We start from the raw sequence: 16475 nt of genomic DNA on the forward strand, positions 1-16475 counted from the left end.
GGATCGCTCCCGCCGGTGATGTGTGTCAAGGCCGGATGCCTGGAGGGTCGAGGCGGCTGGAGAAGGAGGCTGCACGATGAACTCACCGATTCGGCGTCTGGCCGTGGCGCTCGCCGCCACGGCGCTGTCGGCGACGCTGTTCCATTTCGGCACCGGGCTCACGCCGGTGCCCTGGCTCACCTGGCTCGCACCGCTGCCGGTGCTCGTCCTCGCTCACCATGTCGGCGCCCGCGCCGCGTTCCTCGCGGCGTCGGCCGCGTGGCTCGGCGGTGAGACGACGATGTGGGGCTACTTCCTTGACACGGTGCGGATCCCGCCGCCGATGGCCGTGTCGATGATCGTCGGGTCGGCCCTGCTGTTCGGGCTGGCCGTCCTGTTGTCACGGGCGCTGGTGCTGAGGGGACGTCCGCTGGCGGCCGCCGCCGTCGTGCCGGCGGCCTGGGTCGCCGTCGAGTACGCGTTGTCGGTGCTGTCACCGAACGGGGCATGGTGGAGCCTGGCCTACACCCAGGCCGACGTCCTTCCGGTCCTGCAGACCGCCTCGGTCACCGGACCGTGGGGAATCACCTTCCTGGTCCTCGGGGTTCCCGCGGCCACCGCCGTGTTCTTCGCACCGCGGGCGGCCGGGCGGCTGCGGGTGGCGGTCTCTGCCGCGACCATCCTGGCCCTGGCGCTGGGGTACGGCGCCTGGCGGCTGCGCGCGCCGTACGGTGAGGGCTCGGAGAAGGTGGCGCTGCTCGCCACCGACCGGATGAAGGACGGCTGGGTCCCTGCCGCCTCGGCGGAGGGACGTGACCTCCTCGGGCGGTACACGGCGCGGATCCCGGGCCTCGCCGCACGCGGCGCGCGGGTCGTGGTCATGCCGGAGAAGGTCTTCATCGCCGACGACGCGACGCTGCCCGTCCTGGCGGCGCCGCTGGCGCGGCTCGCCGCCGACCATCACGTCGACATCATCGTCGGGCTGATCCTCAAGCGGTCCGGCAGCCTCCGCAACGCGGCTGTCGACTTCCCCGCCGACGGGAGCCGGCCGGTCGAGTACTTCAAGCACCACCTCATCCCCGGACTGGAAAGCGACTTCCAACCCGGGAACCGCAAGGCCTTCGTGCCCGGTTCGGGCTCCCGCTGGGGGATCGCGATCTGTTTCGACCTGGACCTGCCCGGTCTGGTGCGCGACTACCGCAGGAGCGGCGCCACGACGATCTTCGTGCCCGCCTGGGACTTCGACCGGGACCGCTGGCTGCACGGCAGGATGGCGGTCACCCGGGGCGTCGAGACCGGGCTCACCGTGGCGCGCGCGGCGCGGGACGGCGACCTGGTCGTGAGCGACGCCAACGGCCGGATCCGGACCGAGGCGCACAGCGCGGACGCGCCGTTCGTGACCGCCCTCACCACGCTGCCCAGCGGCTCGGCCGACACGCTCTACACAAGGTTCGGCGACTGGTTCGCCTGGGCCTGCGCGCTCCTGCTGTTGCTCGCACTCGCATCCACGGCCCGCACCCGGGGTGCGGCAGGCGCCCGGCCTGCGCCGGTCGTAGGCGCCGCCGCGCCGGGCCACCGCGCCCCGTCCGGCGGTGGTCAGCGCGGCCACGGCGACGGCGGCTGACAGGGCCGGGGCGGACAAGGCGCGCGGGCTCATGGACGTTGGACGCCTAATCTCCTGGTGCAGTTCGCCGCCCAGCCCGGTTCTGCTCGCCCGGCGCCGTACGGCCGATCGCCTCCGGCCTACTCGGCCAGGACCTGGCGCAGCGTGACGGCGAAGTTGTCCGGGTCGCCCGGCGTGCCGAACGTGTCGTCGAGGAACCCGCCGTGGTTGCTGGGGAAGATCACGGGCTTGGCGCCGAGCCGCTCGGCGACCGCCTCGCCCGCGCGGCGGGCCATCTGCCCCTCCGACTCGACGCCGACGCCGACGACGATGCGGGTCGGGGCCGCGCGGAGCGCCTCGAAGTCGGGCTCGAAGTGTGTGCAGGTCATGAGGTTCTGCTCGAACATCACGTCGCCACGCGCACCGTCGTCCTCCGCCGGCAGCCCGAACTCGGCCGGGCTCCGCATGGGCTGATCGGCGAAGTCCGCCGGGATCTCGCCCTGGTGGCCGACGACCGCGATGAACTTCACCATCGCCGGGCCGAAACCCTCCCGGTCGTACGTCCGCCGGATGTCGGCCACGGCGGCCAGCGCCTGCTCCCGGTCCGGCAGCACCTGGGCGGCGGGCGGCTCGTGCGCCACGAGCGTGCGCACCTGCTCGGGATGCCGGGCGACGAGCGCGAGCCCGTTGACCGCGCCTCCGCTGCTGGCGAAGATGTCCACCGGCCCGCCTCCGAGCGCGTCGATCAGGCGGTGCAGGTCGTCGGCGTGCAGGTCGGGAGTCGACTCGGTGGTGCCGTCGGTCCGCGTGCTCCGGTCGCTTCCGCGCGGGTCGTAGGTGACCACCGTGCGGTCCTGGAAGTGCCGCGCAAGGGCGGCGAACCCGGCGGCGCCCATCGGCGATCCGATCAGCAGCAGGATCGGCTCGGTGGTTCCCTCGGCCTCGCGCACGTCGTAGTGGAGAACGCAGCCGGGCACCTCAAGGGTGTGGGTTTTGGGCTCGGTCATGGGGTCGCTCCTCTTCGACGCGTGTGAGGCAGCCCACCCTATCTCGAACGTGTCATCGAATGCCGGCCGACTCGCGGAACCGGCGTGGCGATGCGACGCGCCGCCGACCGGCCGTGGTCACATGGCCGTACGCGCCTGTTCCACGTGCCGCGCGATGCCCAGGGCCCCGCTCGCCTCGGCGAGGGCGGCCGCCTCGTCGAGCAGCCGCAGGGCGTCGTCCCGCCGGTCCTCGGCGGCGGCGATGTAGGCCAGCCCGACCAGGTTGGCCGCGACACCCGGATCGAAACCGAGCTCCCGGCGCAGCCGGACCGATTCCTCCAGCCGTTCCCGCGCCGCCTCCAGCCGTCCGGCCTTGTGCTCGGCGATGCCCAGGTGCCTGAGCGCGTAGGACATCGTCAGCCTGTCGCCGGCCCTCGCGGCGAGTTCGTACGACCGCCGCAGCGCGGGCCCGGCCGCCTCGTCGTCGTGCCGCACGACCTGATGGAAACAGCCGATCCAGAAGAGCGCCTCGCCCTCGCCGCGTCCGTCGCCGAGCCGCCGATAGAGATCGGCGGCCCGCTCGAACAGCTCGAGCTCGCGGGGGTCCTCCTCACGGTGTTCGAGGAACCGCGCGTGGACGACCCGGCCGCGGGCCAGTGCGAGCCCGGCCTCGACCGCGCCGATGTCCCGTCCCGTCCCCGCCGTGGCCAGGTCGGCCTCCACCGCGTCCAGCTCCCGGTCGGCCTCGGCGAGAGCCGAGGCGTCGCCGCGGAAGACCGCCTGCTCGTAGAGAGCCCCGGCCCGTTCGAGTCGTACGTCGCCGCTCATCCCGATCCCATCGTGATCACCGCGCTGAGAGGTCGCGAGTCTACCTCCGAGGCGGTGGTCCAGTACGATCCACGAGGTGATCTGAACCGGGACGACGAGGGGGCGGCGTGGGTTTCGCGGACGTCTCCCCACAGGACGGCGCGGAGCGTCCGCCGGCGTGGCCGCGAGGACTCCCGGAGATCGTCGTCGACGCGCGCACGCGTGGTTTCCTGTGGCCGGGCGAGCCGATCGGCGGACGGGAGTTCGCCGAGGCCCGGCACTCCCTGTTCGACGGCGCGTTCACCTGGCCGGTGATGACGGCGAGGCGCTCGGCCCTCGACCACAACATCGCGACGCTGGCGCGCTTCGCCGACCGGCACGGGCTGGCCTTCGCGCCGCACGCCAAGACCACGATGTCGCCGCAGCTCGTGCGGGCCCAGCTCGACGCCGGGGCCTGGGGGATCACCGCCGCCACGCCGGGCCAGGTGCTCGTCCACCGCTCCTTCGGCGTCCCCCGCGTGCTGCTGGCCAACGAGATCTTCGACCGCGGCGCGCTGCGCTGGCTGGCCGGCGAGATCGGGCGCTTCGACTTCCTCTGCTACGTCGACTCGGTCGAGGGCGTGCGCGTGCTCGACGAGATGGCCGGCGACGTGCCGTTCCGCGTGCTGGTCGAGCTGGGCCACCCGGGTGGCCGGACCGGCTGCCGCGGCCAGGACGAGCTGCTGGCGGTGGCCCGCGCGGCGCGGGAGGCCCGGGGAACCGAGCCGGCCGGGGTCGCCGGATACGAGGGGACCCACCACGAGGCCGCCGAGGTGCGCGGGTTCCTGCGCGACCTGGCCCGCGCGGCCCGGACGCTCGCTCCGGAGGTGGCCGGCCCCATGGTGGTCTCCGCAGGGGGCAGCTCGTGGTTCGACCTGGTGGCCGAGGAGCTCGCGCCGCTGACCGGGGAGCTGGGCGCCACCGTGGTGCTGCGCAGCGGCGCCTACATCGCCCACGACGACGGCTACTACCGGGAGCGCACGCCGTACAACCGGCTGGAGGGCGAGCTGCGGCCGGCGCTGGAGGTCTGGGCCCAGGTCCTGTCCGTGCCTGAGCCCGGTCTCGTGCTGGTCGGGATGGGCAAGCGGGACGTTCCGCACGACATCCACCTGCCGTTTCCCAGGGCCGTACGGCGCGGAGGCCGGGGTCCGGCCGAGCCGCTGACCGGGGTGACGGTCGTCAAGGTGCAGGACCAGCACGCCTATCTCGACGGCGACGCCGGGCTGCGCCCGGGAGACCTGGTGTCGTTCGGGCTGTCCCATCCGTGTACGGCCTTCGACAAATGGCGCGTCATCCCCGTGGTGGACGACGACGACATCGTGATTGATTTGATCAATACGTGTTTCTGATGGAGCGGTGACAATGGCTGGCAAGCAGGAGATCCGTACGACCGCCGGGGCCCCGCCGATCGGCGCGTACTCCCAGGGGCTCGTGGTGGGCGACTTCCTCTACACCTCCGGCATGGGGCCGCTCGACCCCGAGACCGGCGAGGTCGTGGGCGACGACGTGGCCGCCCAGACGCACCGGACCATGCGCAACCTCGGGGCGGTGCTGGAGGCTCGCGGCCTGACGTTCGACGACGTGGTGAAGGCGACGGTCCACCTGCAGAACCTCAAGGAGGACTTCGCCGCGTTCAACGAGGTCTACCAGTCCTACTTCACCCGGCCCTACCCGGTGCGCACCACCGTGGGCTCCGATCTCATGGACATCCTCGTCGAGATCGACTTCGTGGCGTACGCGGGCCGCTGACGATGGACAGCGCCCTGTACGTCTTCGTCGAGGACCTGCGCGCCGAGGGCGTGCGGGGGCTGCTCGACCGGGCCTCGGCGTACGGCGTGCGAGGCGTCGCGGTGGCCGCGGCCTACCACCAGGCCAGGGACGTGACCCCGCACGGCGCGTCGCGGCTGACGCTGCGTCGCGACGGCGTCCACTTCCCGCCTCCGGACGACCTGTTCGACGGGCTGCGCCTGACCCCGCCCGTGCAGCCGGGGGCACAGGACCGGCCGATCGACGAGCTCCGCCGCGCCTGCGCCGACCGGGGGATGCGGCTGCACGGCTGGACCGTGTTCCTGCACAACGCAACCCTCGGCCTGGCTCACCCCGACGTGACGGTGGAGAACTGCTTCGGCGACCACGGCTCCCCGTCCGACCTGTGCCCCTCGCATCCCGACGTGCGGGCGTACGCGGTGGCGCTGGCCCGGGCCGTCGCCCGTCAGGGGGTGGACACGGTCGTCGCGGAGTCGCTGCACTTCGGGGCCTTCGCATACGAGCGGTGCTTCGTGGCGCTCGGCCCGATGGACGCCTTCCTGTTCGGCCTGTGCTTCTGCGCCCACTGCATGCGCCGGGCCGCCGACCTCGGGGTGAACGCCGAGGTGGCCAGGCAGGAGTGCGCAAGGATCGTCGGGGGCGTGCTCGACGGCGATCCTCCCGCGGAGGGCGAGGTCACGCGGGCGGCCCTGACGGCCTACGCCGGCCCGGAGGCGGTGGCGTACGCGCGGGCCCGCTCCGAGAGCGTCACGTCGCTGGTGGGGGAGGTCGCGGCGGCGGTGACGGCCGAAGGCGCGCGGCTGACGTTCATGGACGCGACGGGCGCGGCCAAGGGCTACGCCCACGGGCTGCCCTCTGCCGGCCTGGCCGCGCACGACTCCTGGCAGCTCGGGATCGACCTGGTGGCGCTCGGCGACCTGGTTCCGTCGTTCGCGGTCCTCGGGTATGCCAGGGACCCCGCCAGGGTGGCCGACGACGTCGCGGCCTACCGCCGCTCCGTGGGCAAGAACCCGGAGCTCAGGGTCGTGCTGCGCCCGGGCGGCCCGGACACCGACTCCGCCGACCGGCTGGTCGCCAAGGTGCGCGCGGCCCGTACGGCCGGGGCCGGGGCCGCCGACTTCTACGCGTACGGCCTGGTGCCCTTCGAGGCGCTCGGCCGCATCACCGAGGCGCTCGCCTGAGCACGGGCTTCTCACCACGCGCGCCTGCTTTCTGAGCTGAGCACCGGCCGGACCTGCCCGCCTTCGCCGCCGCCACGGCCTGTGGTCACGGTCTTGTGGGTCACGGTCTTGTGGGTCACGGTCTTGTGGGTCACGGTCTTGTGGTCAGGGTCTTGGGTCACGGCTGGTCGGCGACCAGGGCGTCCGCGAGGACGGCCAGACCTGCGGCGACCCGTGCGGCGTCGCACTCGCGCAGCACGGCGGTGACGTGCTCGGCGGCCAGCGGGGCGAGCAGCGCGTGGGCGAGGTAGTCGGCGTCGGCGCCGGGCCGCGCCTCGGCCAGCAGGATCGCCAGGTGGCGGTGCCAGAAGCGATAGGAGCCGATCCGATATCGGGCTCCGGGGCTCGCGGTCTCTGAGACGCGCAGCAGGTCGAGGTGTGCGAAGAGGTAGTCGGCGTAGGCCGCGACGAACGCCCGCACCCGATCGCCCGGTAAGGCGCCGGGCCCCAGCGGCGGCGGCCCGGACAGGATCCGCTCCTGGAGTTCCCGTTCCTTGTCGTCGAGCAGGGCCGCCACGAGCCCCGACTTGTCTCCGAACCGGCGGAAGAGCGTGCCCTTGCCCACCCCGGCCGCCGCCGCCACCGTGTCCATCGAGACGGCTTCGACACCGTGCTCCCGGAACAGCTTCGCCGCCGCCTCCAGCACCCGTCGCCGATTACGGGCGGCGTCCGCGCGTTCACGGGGCGGGTCTGCCAGCAGGGAGGCGAGCTCTCTTGACGATCCGGACTGCGGTCCGGTAAGTTCCGAGCTGTTCACACAAACGGACTGTAGTCCACTTACTTGGAGGACGCAATGACCGCTCTCATCAGCAGGGACGAGCTCAAGGCCGCCATCGAGGCCGGCGCCGTCACCGTCGTCGACGCGCTGGGCGGCGACTACTACGCGCAGCAGCACCTTCCGGGAGCGATCCCGCTGACGGAGGCCGAGGTGGCCGAGCGGGCCGCCGAACTGCTGCCGGACAAGAACGCCGCGATCGTCACCTACTGCTCGAATCCCTCCTGCCCCAACAGTCAGGCCGTGGCCAACCGCCTGACCGCGCTCGGGTACACCGACGTGCGCAAGTATCGGGAGGGCATCCAGGACTGGGTCGAGGCCGGCCTGCCGGTCGAGTCGCTGACCACGGCGTCCTGATCGTTCCGGCCGCTCAGGCGGAGCCCCGGACGACGAGCTCGGTGGGGAGGATCACCGGGTCGGCCGGGCCGTCCTTGAACAGGCCCAGCAGCAGCCGGACCATCGCGGCGGCCTGCTCGATGATCGGGTGTCTGATCGTGGTCAGCGGGGGCTCGGTGTAGCGGGCCGCCTCGATGTCGTCGAACCCGACGACCGCCACGTCGTCCGGCACCCGGCGGCCCGCCTGGCGCAGGGTCTGCAGCGCCCCGATGGCCATGAGGTCGTTGGCGACGAAGACGGCGTCCAGGTCCGGGTCGTCCTGCAGCAGGTGGCGCATGGCGACGGCGCCGGACTCCCGGGTGAAGTCCCCGACGGCGACGATCGACCGCCGGTCGGACTCGCGCAGCGCGTCGCGGTAGCCCTTGAGCCGGTCCTGGCCGCCGATCATGTCCTGTGGCCCGGCGATCGTGGCGATGCGCCGCCGTCCGCTGTCCAGCAGGTGGCGCACCGCCTTCTCCGCACCACCCACGTTGTCGTTGTCCACGTACGGCAGGCGCACCGGCACGGCCGGCCTGCCGTACGAGACGACGGGGACGCCCATCCGCGCGATGGCGGAGGGCAGCGGGTCGGCGCCGTGCATCGAGATCAGCATGACGCCGTCGACGTGGCCGCTGGCGATGTAGCGCTCGATCCTCGCGTGGCTCTGGGCCGAGCCGCCGAGCATGAGCACGACCTGCTTGTCGGCGGCCTCGAGTTCCAGGCTGGCCGAGCGGATGACCGTGGAGAACATCGGGTCCTCGGAGAAGACCCTGGTCGGCGGCTCCGACACGACCAGCGCGATCGAGTCGGTCCGCTGGGTGACGAGGCTGCGCGCCGCCGAGTTGGGAACGTATCCCAGCTCGTCCACGGCGCGCATCACGGCATCCCTGATCTGCGGTGTCACCGTCATCTGCCCGTTGACGACCCGGGAGACGGTGGCGCGGGACACCCCTGCCCGCGCCGCGACCGCCTCCAGAGTGGGTCGCTTCATTCATTCCCCCATAAGCCCGTTGCGTTTGATGACGTCTCGATACCACAGCGCGCTGTCCTTGGGAACGCGTCGCTGGGTCTCGAAGTCGATGTACACGATGCCGAATCTCTTGTGGTAGCCGTAGGCCCACTCGAAATTGTCCAGGAGCGACCATACGAGATAACCCCTCAGGTCCGCACCGGCGGAGATCGCGGCGTGCGCCGCTCGCAGGTGGCCGTCGAGGTAGCCGATCCGGTCGTCGTCGTGCACTCTGTCCTTGGCGACGTCCCCGTCGACGTCACCGGTGAGGCGGTCGTCGAAGGCGGCCCCGTTCTCCGTGACGAGCAGCCCGACCTCGGGGTAGTCGCGCGACAGCCGTACGAGCAGGGTCTCCAGGCCGGACGGCTCGATGGGCCAGTCCATCGCGGTCGTCGGGCCGGTCGGCGGCTCGAACCGGACGCCCTCCGTGCCGGGGAAGGCGGGGTTGGCCGGTTCGCCGGGCGCGGCCGACACGAAGGACGGGTTGTAGTAGTTGATGCCGAGCAGGTCGATCGGCTGGTGGATGACGGCCAGGTCGCCGTCCCGGATGTGGTCGAGGCCGCCGTGGCGGGCGGCGATCTCCAGCACCTCCTCCGGGTAGCGGCCCCGCAGCGCCGGGTCGAGGAACTGCCGGTTCATCAGCGCGTCCACCCGTGCGGCCTCCTCGTGGCCGTCGTCCGTCTGGACGACCGGCGCGAGGTTGAGGGTGAGCGCGACCTCGGCGGCCCCGGCCGCGCGCAGGGCCCGCGCCGCCAGCCCGTGGCCGAGCAGCAGGTGGTGGGCGGCGCGGAAGGCGGCGGCCGGGTCGCGCCTGCCCGGGGCGTGGACGCCGGAGCAGTAGCCGAGGAAGGCGGCCACCCACGGCTCGTTCAGCGTCGTCCAGGTGCCGACGCGGTCGCCGAGCCGTTCGTGCACGACGGCCGCGAAGTCGGCGAAGCGCGCGGCGGTGTCGCGTACGGCCCAGCCGCCGGCGTCCTCCAGCGCCTGCGGCAGGTCCCAGTGGTACAGCGTCGGGTAGGGCGTGATGCCGTGGGCGAGCAGCTCGTCGACCAGGCGGTCGTAGAAGTCGAGGCCCGCGGCGTTGACCTGCCCCGCCCCGGCGGGCAGGATTCGCGGCCAGGCCACCGAGAACCGGTAGGCCGCCAGGCCCAGGCCGGCCATGAGCCGCACGTCCTCCGCGTAGCGGTGGTAGTGGTCGCAGGCGAAGCCGCCGGTGTGGCCGTCGGCCACGTTGCCGGGGACCTCGGAGAACGTGTCCCAGATCGAGGGGCCCCTGCCGTCCTCGGCGACGGCGCCCTCGATCTGGTAGGCCGCCGTGGCGGCGCCCCAGACGAAGCCGTCAGGGAAGACCATCTTCGACGATCCGGTCCCCCGAGTAGCCGTGGTCGTCGCCGTCATCCCTTGACCGCCCCTTGCATGATGCCTCCGATGATCTGTTTGCCGAGCAGGACGAAGATGAGCACCAGCGGCAGGGTCGCCACCGCCGTGCCCGTGAGGCCGAGCGTGAAGTCCCGCACGTAGCCGCTGGCGAGCTGCGACAGCGCGACCTGCACAGTGGGATTGTCCGGGGTGAGGACCACCAATGGCCAGAAGTAGTCGTTCCACGCCGTCATGAACGTGAGCATGCCGAGCACCGCCGCCGCCGGTCTGGCGGCCGGGATCACGACGTGCCAGAACAGCCGGGCCGTGCTGCACCCGTCGATCCGGCCCGCCTCAAGCAGCTCGGTCGGCAGCGCGCGGCTCAGGTATTGCGTCATGAAGAACACGCCGAAGGCGTTGACCAGCGCCGGGACGATCACGGCGTACATCGTGCCGGTCCACTCCAGCTTGATCATCAGCATGTAGAGCGGGATGATGCCGAGCTGCGTCGGGACCATCATCGTCACGACGGTCATCAGCAGGAGCACGTTGCGCCCGCGGAAGCGCAGCTTGGCGAACGCGAAGCCGGCCAGGGTGGAGAAGAACATCACCGACACGGTGATCGTCCCGGCGACGACGAACGAGTTGAGCAGCGCCAGCGCGAACGGCGCGGTGTCGAAGACCCGCTGCACGTTGGCGAAGAAGTTGCCGCCGGGCAGCAGCGGCGGAGGCACCTCGGCCAGCGCCGCGTTGTCGTGCGAGGCGACGATCACGCTCCAGTAGACCGGGAACGCCGAGAAGAACGCCACCGCCACGAGAGTGAGATAGGTGAGCGGATGCCCGCGCAGCGCCTTGACGACCGTCCGGGCCCTAGACATCGAGTCCTCCACGCATGCGCCGTACGACGAGGTAGTTGAACGCCACGACCACGACCACGAGCAGGAACATCATCCACGCCGCCGCCGAGGCGTAGCCGAACTCGAAGCTGCGGAAGCCCTTCTCGTACAGGTAGAGGGCCAGGGTCTGGAACTGGCGGTCGGTGCCGCCCGTGGCCGCCGCGCCGTTGCTGACCTGCGCGCCGAACAGCAGCGGCTCGGCGATGATCTGCATCGACCCGATCGTGGTGACGATGACCGTGAAGATGACGGTCGGCCGGATCATCGGGAGCGTGATGCCCCACAGCTGCTTCAGGCTGGACGCGCCGTCGAGGGTCGCCGCCTCGTAGATCTCCTTGGGCACGGCCTGCATGGCGGCGAGGTAGATGAGCGCGTTGTAGCCGGTCCACCGCCACATGATCATTACGGCGATGGCGACGTGCGAGGTGGCCACGCCCGCCTGCCAGTTGATCCGGCCGAATCCGAGCCAGTCGAGCACCATGTTGATCAGCCCGAAGTCGCGCCCGAAGAGCTGGCTGAAGATGACCACCACGGCCACGACGCTGGTCACGTTGGGCAGCAGGAGCGTGATGCGGAACAGCGTCTGCGCCCGCAGCGGCCGGTTCAGCAGGTGTGCCAGCACGAGCGCGAGCAGCAGCTGGGGCACCGCGGACAGGACGCCGATCGACAGCGTGTTGAACGCCGCGTTCCAGAAGTAGCCGTCGGCGAACAGGGCCTTGTAGTTGTCCAGGCCGATGAAGGGGTTGTCGCTGCTCAGCAGGTTCCAGTCGTGCAGCGACACCCAGGCCGTGTAGATGAGGGGGAAGACGCCGAAGGCCGCGAAGAGCAGGAAGAACGGCGCGACGTACGCGTACGGCGAGCCCTGCCGGTCCAGCCGGTGCAGGCGGGAGCGCCAGCCCGACGCCGCTCGCGCGTGCGCCGGCGGGCGCAGGGCGGACGGGGGGCCGCCGGGGGAGGGCGCCACGGTCCGCAGGGACCCGCCCGGGGGTGATGCCATGGGAGATCCTCCTTCGGGCAGGGCCCCCGGAGCGGATCGCCCGGGGGCCCTGGCTGCGACGGACTACTTGATGCCTTCCACGTCCTTGAGGACCTGGGCCCACGCCTCGTCGGGCGACTGCTTGCCCTGCTCGACCCGGCCGATGCCGTTGCCGACCGCCGTGCGCACGTCGCCCTCGCGGGGACCGAGGTGCTGCGGCTTGAGGTTCTTCGCGGCGTCGGAGTAGATCTTGCCGACGGGGGCGTCGTTGAAGAAGTCCTTCGTGAAGTTCTGGATGTCCGGCTGGTCGTACAGCGAGGGGATCGACGGGAAGTTGCCGATCGCCTTGAACACCGCGGCCTGGTTCTGCGCCGAGGTCAGGAAGTCGATCAGCTCGGCCGCCTCCTTGGGGTGCTTGCTCTGCTTGGGCACCGTGAGGTGGGAGCCGCCGGAGTTGCCCGCGCCGCCGGGGACGGTGGCGATGTCCCACTTGCCGGCCGCGTTCTTGGCCTGGTCCTGGATGTAGGCGGTCATCCACGCGGGGCAGATTACGGTCGCGAACGAGCCCTTGGCGAAGCCGGTGTTCCACTCCGGCGTGAACGCGCCGATCTTGGCGGAAAGGCCGGCGTCGATCATCTGGACCGACAGGTCCCACGCCTTCTTCACGTCGGGGTTGGTGGCGACGACGATGTTGTTCTGCGCGTCGTACACGCCGACCGGGGCCTGGGCGATGATGGCCCGGAAGATCTCGCCGGGGCTGTCGAAGAACTTGGCGTCCTTGGGCGCCTTGGCGGCGAACTTCCTGCCGGCCTCGATGTACTGCTCCCAGGTGGGCCACAGGGCCGACACCTCGTCGCGCTTGCTCGGCAGGCCGGCCTTCTCGAACAGGTCGGTGCGGTAGCACATGGCCAGGCCGCCGACGTCGGTGCCGAGGCCGATGAGCGCGCTGTCGGGGGCGAGGCCCTGCTGCCACTTCCAGTCGAGGTACTCGCCCTGGCGCTTGTCGAGGCCGTACTGCTTCAGGTCGTAGAACTTGTCGGGCTGCGAGGTGAACTGGCTGATGTAGCCGACCTCGATCGCCTCGACGTCCGCGGCGCCCGCTCCGGTGGCGAGGTGTGCGGCGAGGTTGGTGTGGTGGTCGGCGTACGCCGCCTGGCGCTCCTCGATCTCGACGTTCGGGTGCGTCTTCTTGAACTCCTCGTAGAGCGGCTTGAAGCCGAAGTCGCCGAAGAGCCCGACGCTGAGCTTGATCTTCTCCGTGGACTGGCCGCCACCGGTCTTGGTGTCGGATCCGCCCCCGCCGCACGCCGTGAGGGTGAGCAGGGAGGCGGCGAGCATGGGGGCGACGAACCGGACGTACCGGCGGCCCGCGTGGGGAGTGCCCATGAACCCTCCTTGGGTTCCGCATATGAAATCGATCTTGAAGAGAGCGCTCTCGCACAAGAGTGGGAGTCGGTCGTGAGGCCGTCAAGGGGCGGATCAGTAACGATTCCCGTTATGTCGAAAGGACGTAACCGCTGGTGAGAGCGCTCCCACGGGCATCGGCGCAGCGTGGGAGGGGCGTCGCGCCGGGCGTGGGGGAGTCGGGCGGAGTCTCGCCGGAGAGTCGGAATCGTGAGAGCGAGCCCTGAAAGAGAGCGCTCTCGCGATCTTCGAGAAACTTTCTCTTCGCGTTGACACGGAGTTGTATCCCGCTTAGCGTCAGCGGCGCTGAGAGCGCTTCCAGCGTCGCTGCCGGGTTACGGACCGGCAGAAGTTCCGCCTCCCGCAGTCGTTAACCCCCCCAGCGGAGGTCGCACATGCCACTCCGTCCTGTCAGGATCCTCGGCCTCGCCGTCCTGACCGCCCTCACTCTGTCCCTGCCCGCGCTGCCCGCCCTGCCCGCCGACGCCGCCGTGGTCCCCGTCGGCGCGGGTGGCTACACCACCGACCTGCCCGCCGGAGCGAGCGGTCCCGCCAACTCCGACGGCGCCCCGGTCACGCCCAAGGTCACCTCGAACGTCACCCGCAAGGTGCCCACCAACGACTGGTGGTCGTCGCTCGCCTTCCAGCGGTACGCCGGAAACCCGTATTCCGAGAACATGTACGGCCACCCGCTGGCCTTCCACGCGGCGGCCGGCGGGCTGGAGGTCAGCTACCCCACCACCCCGCTGATCAGCGGAGACGGCCGTATGTACGAGTTCCCGCACGCCCGCGACCTCACGCTGGGCGTCACCGGCCTCAACTCGCCCGACACCAAGGTGGACGACTGGTCCGACTGGACCGTCACGCCATACTGGTCGGACGGCGCGCGCTCGCTGAAGGCCACCATCGGGCACGGCCTGCCGTACGTCTACGCGACGCCGAGCGGCGGGGACGCCCGGGTCGCGTTCGTGGCCACGCCGGCGGTCTGGGCCGACCGGGGCAACGTCCTCGGCGTCACCGTCAACGGCCACCACTACGGGATCTTCGGGCCGTCCGGCACCGACTGGAGCCTCGCCGGCACGGTGGCGACCGACGCCCTCGGCGGGAAGAACTACTTCTCCGTCGCCGTGCTCCCCGACGCGTCCGCCGCGACGCTGGACCTGTTCGCCAAGTACGCCTTCAGCTTCGTCACGGGCACGAGGGTGACCTGGTCGTACGACGAGCCGTCGGCGCGGCTCACCACGACCTACACGGCGACCACCACGGCCAGGGAGGGCACGCAGACCGGCACGCTGCTGGCGCTCTACCGCCACCAGTGGCTGGCCACGAGCAGCACGCTGACGTCGTACACCTACGTCTCGCCCCGGGGCACGATGAAGCTGCGCGAGGGCACGTCGTTCAGCACCGTCCAGACGTTCCACGGTGTGCTGCCGTCGCTGCCCGACCTCGGCGCGTACGACAGGACGAGGCTCGGGAACTACGTGAGGCAGGAGGCGGACGCCGCCGACCCGTGGAAGGGCGCGACCGACACCTACTGGACCGGCAAGGCCCTCGGCCGCCTGGCCCAGCTCGTGCCCATCGCCGACCAGCTCGGCGACACGACCTCACGCGACAAGCTGCTCGGCCTGCTGAAGGGCAAGCTGGAGAGCTGGTTCACGGCCGGGGGAGCCGAGCAGTTCCGCTACGACTCCACCTGGGGCGTGCTCACCGGCTACCCGGCCTCGTACGGCAGCGACACCGAGGTCAACGACCACCACTTCCACTACGGCTACTACCTGATGGCCGCGGCGACCGTGGCGAGGTACGACTCGGCCTGGGCGGCGAACTGGGCGCCGATGGCGAAACTCCTGGCCGCCGACGCGAACAACGGGGACAGATCGGAGACCCGGTTCCCGTTCCTGCGCAACTTCGACCCGTACGCCGGCAACGGCTGGGCCTCCGGCCACCAGGGGTTCGCGGCGGGCAACAACGAGGAGTCGTCGTCGGAGGGGATGAACTTCGCGACCGGGGCGATACTCCTCGGCGCGGCCACGGGCGACACCGCCCTGCGCGACCTCGGCGTCTACCTCTACACGACCCAGTCGTCGGCCATCGCGCAGTACTGGTTCGACAAGGACGACGCGGTCTTCCCTGCCGGGTTCGGGCACGACACCGCCGGCATGATCTGGGGCGACGGCGCGGCGTACTCCACCTGGTGGACCGCCAACCCCGAGGAGATCCACGGGATCAACATGCTGCCGATCACCGGCGGGTCGCTCTACCACGGGCTCTACCAGGCCGACGTGAAGCAGAACCTGTCCGAGATGGAGGCGAACAACGGCGGCCCGGCGGTCGAATGGAAGGACGTCATCTGGGAGTTCCGGGCACTCGCCGACCCGGCGGCGGCGAAGAGCGCGTGGGACGCCGGATACGCGGCGCTGGCGCCCGAGTCGGGAGAGTCGCTCGCGCACGTCTACCACTGGATCTACAACCTGGCCAGGATGGGCACGGTCGACCCCGGTGTGACCGCCGACAGCCCGACCGCCGCCGTCTTCGTGAACGGCTCCGCCCGGACGTACGTCGCGCACAACTTCGGCTCGTCGGCCAGGCTGGTGACGTTCTCGGACGGCAGGACCCTGACCGTGCCGGCCCGGTCCACGGCGACCAGCGCGGGCGCGTCTCCGTCGCCGTCGCCGTCTCCGTCTCCGTCTCCGTCTCCGTCTCCGTCTCCGTCCCCGTCTCCGTCTCCGTCTCCGTCTCCGTCCCCGTCTCCGTCCCCGTCTCCGTCCCCGTCTCCGTCCCCGTCGTCCTCGCCGTCCCCGTCCCCGTCTCCGTCGCCCACTTCCGGTGGGGTGGACGCGCGCTCGACCATCCAGGCCGAGGCGTACCAGGCGCAGAGCGGCACGCAGGTGGAGACGACCCAGGACGTCGGAGGCGGGCAGAACGTCGCCCACATCGGCAACGGCGACTGGCTGCGGTACGACGACGTCGATTTCGGCGCGACGGCGGCGCGGCAGTTCAAGGCCAGGGTCGCCTCCGGCGCGGCGGGCGGGGCGAGCGGTCTGGTGCAGGTGCGGCTCGACAGCCTCACCGCCGCCCCGATCGGCGACTTCGCCGTCGGCGACACGGGCGGCTGGCAGAGCTGGCGGACGATCCCCGCGAACATCACGGGCGTCACCGGCAGGCACACCGTCTATGTCACCTTCAGCAGCGGCCAGCCGGCCGACTTCGTCAACCTCAACTGGTTCACGTTCGCCACCTCCTGACCGGCGGCCCACGGTGGGCGGCACGTCGTCGACGG

At 71.2% G+C, this 16475-nt stretch carries 15 protein-coding genes and 1 pseudogene; 7 read left to right on the forward strand and 9 right to left on the reverse strand.

Translation table 11 applies throughout. The features are described 5' to 3' along the window. Window positions 1-76 precede the first annotated feature (76 nt). Entirely contained in the window at window positions 77-1603 is a 1527-nt protein-coding gene (locus HHX35_RS12145) for a nitrilase-related carbon-nitrogen hydrolase (protein ID WP_182898901.1), read from the forward strand. Between the two features lie 119 nt (window positions 1604-1722). Here the strand turns inward: HHX35_RS12145 and HHX35_RS12150 are convergent, their stop codons facing one another. Together HHX35_RS12150 and HHX35_RS12155 are read right to left on the reverse strand one after the other, a co-directional pair. Beyond that, entirely contained in the window at window positions 1723-2589 is an 867-nt protein-coding gene (locus tag HHX35_RS12150) for an alpha/beta fold hydrolase (protein ID WP_182898902.1), read from the reverse strand. A 117-nt stretch (window positions 2590-2706) separates the two neighbouring features. Then, entirely contained in the window at window positions 2707-3396 is a 690-nt protein-coding gene (locus tag HHX35_RS12155; RefSeq protein ID WP_182898903.1) for a tetratricopeptide repeat protein, read from the reverse strand. A gap of 107 nt (window positions 3397-3503) precedes the next feature. Here HHX35_RS12155 and HHX35_RS12160 point away from each other — a divergent pair, with 107 nt between their 5' ends. From HHX35_RS12160 to HHX35_RS12170, 3 genes are read left to right on the forward strand one after another with little or no spacing between them, the layout of a single operon-like run. Then, on the forward strand, window positions 3504-4763 hold the full coding sequence (locus HHX35_RS12160; RefSeq protein ID WP_182898904.1) for an alanine racemase: 1260 nt from the start codon (window positions 3504-3506) through the stop codon (window positions 4761-4763). A 13-nt stretch (window positions 4764-4776) separates the two neighbouring features. Further along, window positions 4777-5163: a Rid family detoxifying hydrolase gene (locus HHX35_RS12165; protein WP_182898905.1), complete on the forward strand. Its 387-nt coding sequence runs from the start codon at window positions 4777-4779 to the stop codon at window positions 5161-5163. A gap of 2 nt (window positions 5164-5165) precedes the next feature. Then, window positions 5166-6362: a hypothetical protein gene (locus HHX35_RS12170; protein ID WP_182898906.1), complete on the forward strand. Its 1197-nt coding sequence runs from the start codon at window positions 5166-5168 to the stop codon at window positions 6360-6362. A gap of 157 nt (window positions 6363-6519) precedes the next feature. Here HHX35_RS12170 and HHX35_RS12175 read toward each other — a convergent pair whose 3' ends face one another. Next, window positions 6520-7158, reverse strand: a complete 639-nt coding sequence (locus tag HHX35_RS12175) for a TetR/AcrR family transcriptional regulator (RefSeq protein WP_182898907.1) — start codon at window positions 7156-7158, stop codon at window positions 6520-6522. Between the two features lie 36 nt (window positions 7159-7194). Here HHX35_RS12175 and HHX35_RS12180 point away from each other — a divergent pair, with 36 nt between their 5' ends. Then, the gene (locus HHX35_RS12180) at window positions 7195-7533 is read left to right on the forward strand and encodes a rhodanese-like domain-containing protein (protein WP_182898908.1); all 339 of its coding nucleotides are present in this window, start codon (window positions 7195-7197) and stop codon (window positions 7531-7533) included. 13 nt (window positions 7534-7546) lie between these two features. Here HHX35_RS12180 and HHX35_RS12185 read toward each other — a convergent pair whose 3' ends face one another. The 5 genes from HHX35_RS12185 to HHX35_RS12205 form a co-directional block, all read right to left on the reverse strand. Then, on the reverse strand, window positions 7547-8542 hold the full coding sequence (locus tag HHX35_RS12185; protein ID WP_182898909.1) for a LacI family DNA-binding transcriptional regulator: 996 nt from the start codon (window positions 8540-8542) through the stop codon (window positions 7547-7549). Beyond that, on the reverse strand, window positions 8543-9958 hold the full coding sequence (locus tag HHX35_RS12190) for a GH1 family beta-glucosidase (protein WP_182898910.1): 1416 nt from the start codon (window positions 9956-9958) through the stop codon (window positions 8543-8545). Beyond that, window positions 9955-10797 carry a carbohydrate ABC transporter permease gene (locus HHX35_RS12195; RefSeq protein ID WP_182898911.1) on the reverse strand — a complete coding sequence of 281 codons (843 nt, stop codon included), beginning with the start codon at window positions 10795-10797 and terminating at the stop codon, window positions 9955-9957. The genes HHX35_RS12190 and HHX35_RS12195 overlap by 4 nt, the downstream gene beginning before the upstream one ends. Beyond that, window positions 10790-11812 carry a carbohydrate ABC transporter permease gene (locus HHX35_RS12200; protein ID WP_182898912.1) on the reverse strand — a complete coding sequence of 341 codons (1023 nt, stop codon included), beginning with the start codon at window positions 11810-11812 and terminating at the stop codon, window positions 10790-10792. The genes HHX35_RS12195 and HHX35_RS12200 overlap by 8 nt, the downstream gene beginning before the upstream one ends. A 63-nt stretch (window positions 11813-11875) precedes the next feature. Beyond that, complete coding sequence (locus HHX35_RS12205) at window positions 11876-13177, reverse strand: ABC transporter substrate-binding protein (RefSeq protein WP_182898913.1); 1302 nt, start codon at window positions 13175-13177, stop codon at window positions 11876-11878. A gap of 1391 nt (window positions 13178-14568) precedes the next feature. Between HHX35_RS12205 and HHX35_RS45110 the strand changes: the two are divergent. Next, window positions 14569-15594, forward strand: a pseudogene (locus HHX35_RS45110) (glycosyl hydrolase); the annotation flags it as partial. Between the two features lie 65 nt (window positions 15595-15659). Here HHX35_RS45110 and HHX35_RS45115 read toward each other — a convergent pair. Beyond that, window positions 15660-16130 carry a hypothetical protein gene (locus tag HHX35_RS45115; RefSeq protein WP_396780096.1) on the reverse strand — a complete coding sequence of 157 codons (471 nt, stop codon included), beginning with the start codon at window positions 16128-16130 and terminating at the stop codon, window positions 15660-15662. Between HHX35_RS45115 and HHX35_RS45120 the strand changes: the two genes are divergently transcribed. Next, window positions 16027-16440: a carbohydrate-binding protein gene (locus HHX35_RS45120; protein WP_396780097.1), complete on the forward strand. Its 414-nt coding sequence runs from the start codon at window positions 16027-16029 to the stop codon at window positions 16438-16440. The genes HHX35_RS45115 and HHX35_RS45120 overlap by 104 nt on opposite strands. The last annotated feature ends 35 nt before the right edge of the window (window positions 16441-16475 follow it).

Origin of the sequence: Microbispora sp. H10830 (assembly GCF_014161375.1) — a bacterium.
Lineage (GTDB): Bacteria > Actinomycetota > Actinomycetes > Streptosporangiales > Streptosporangiaceae > Microbispora > Microbispora catharanthi.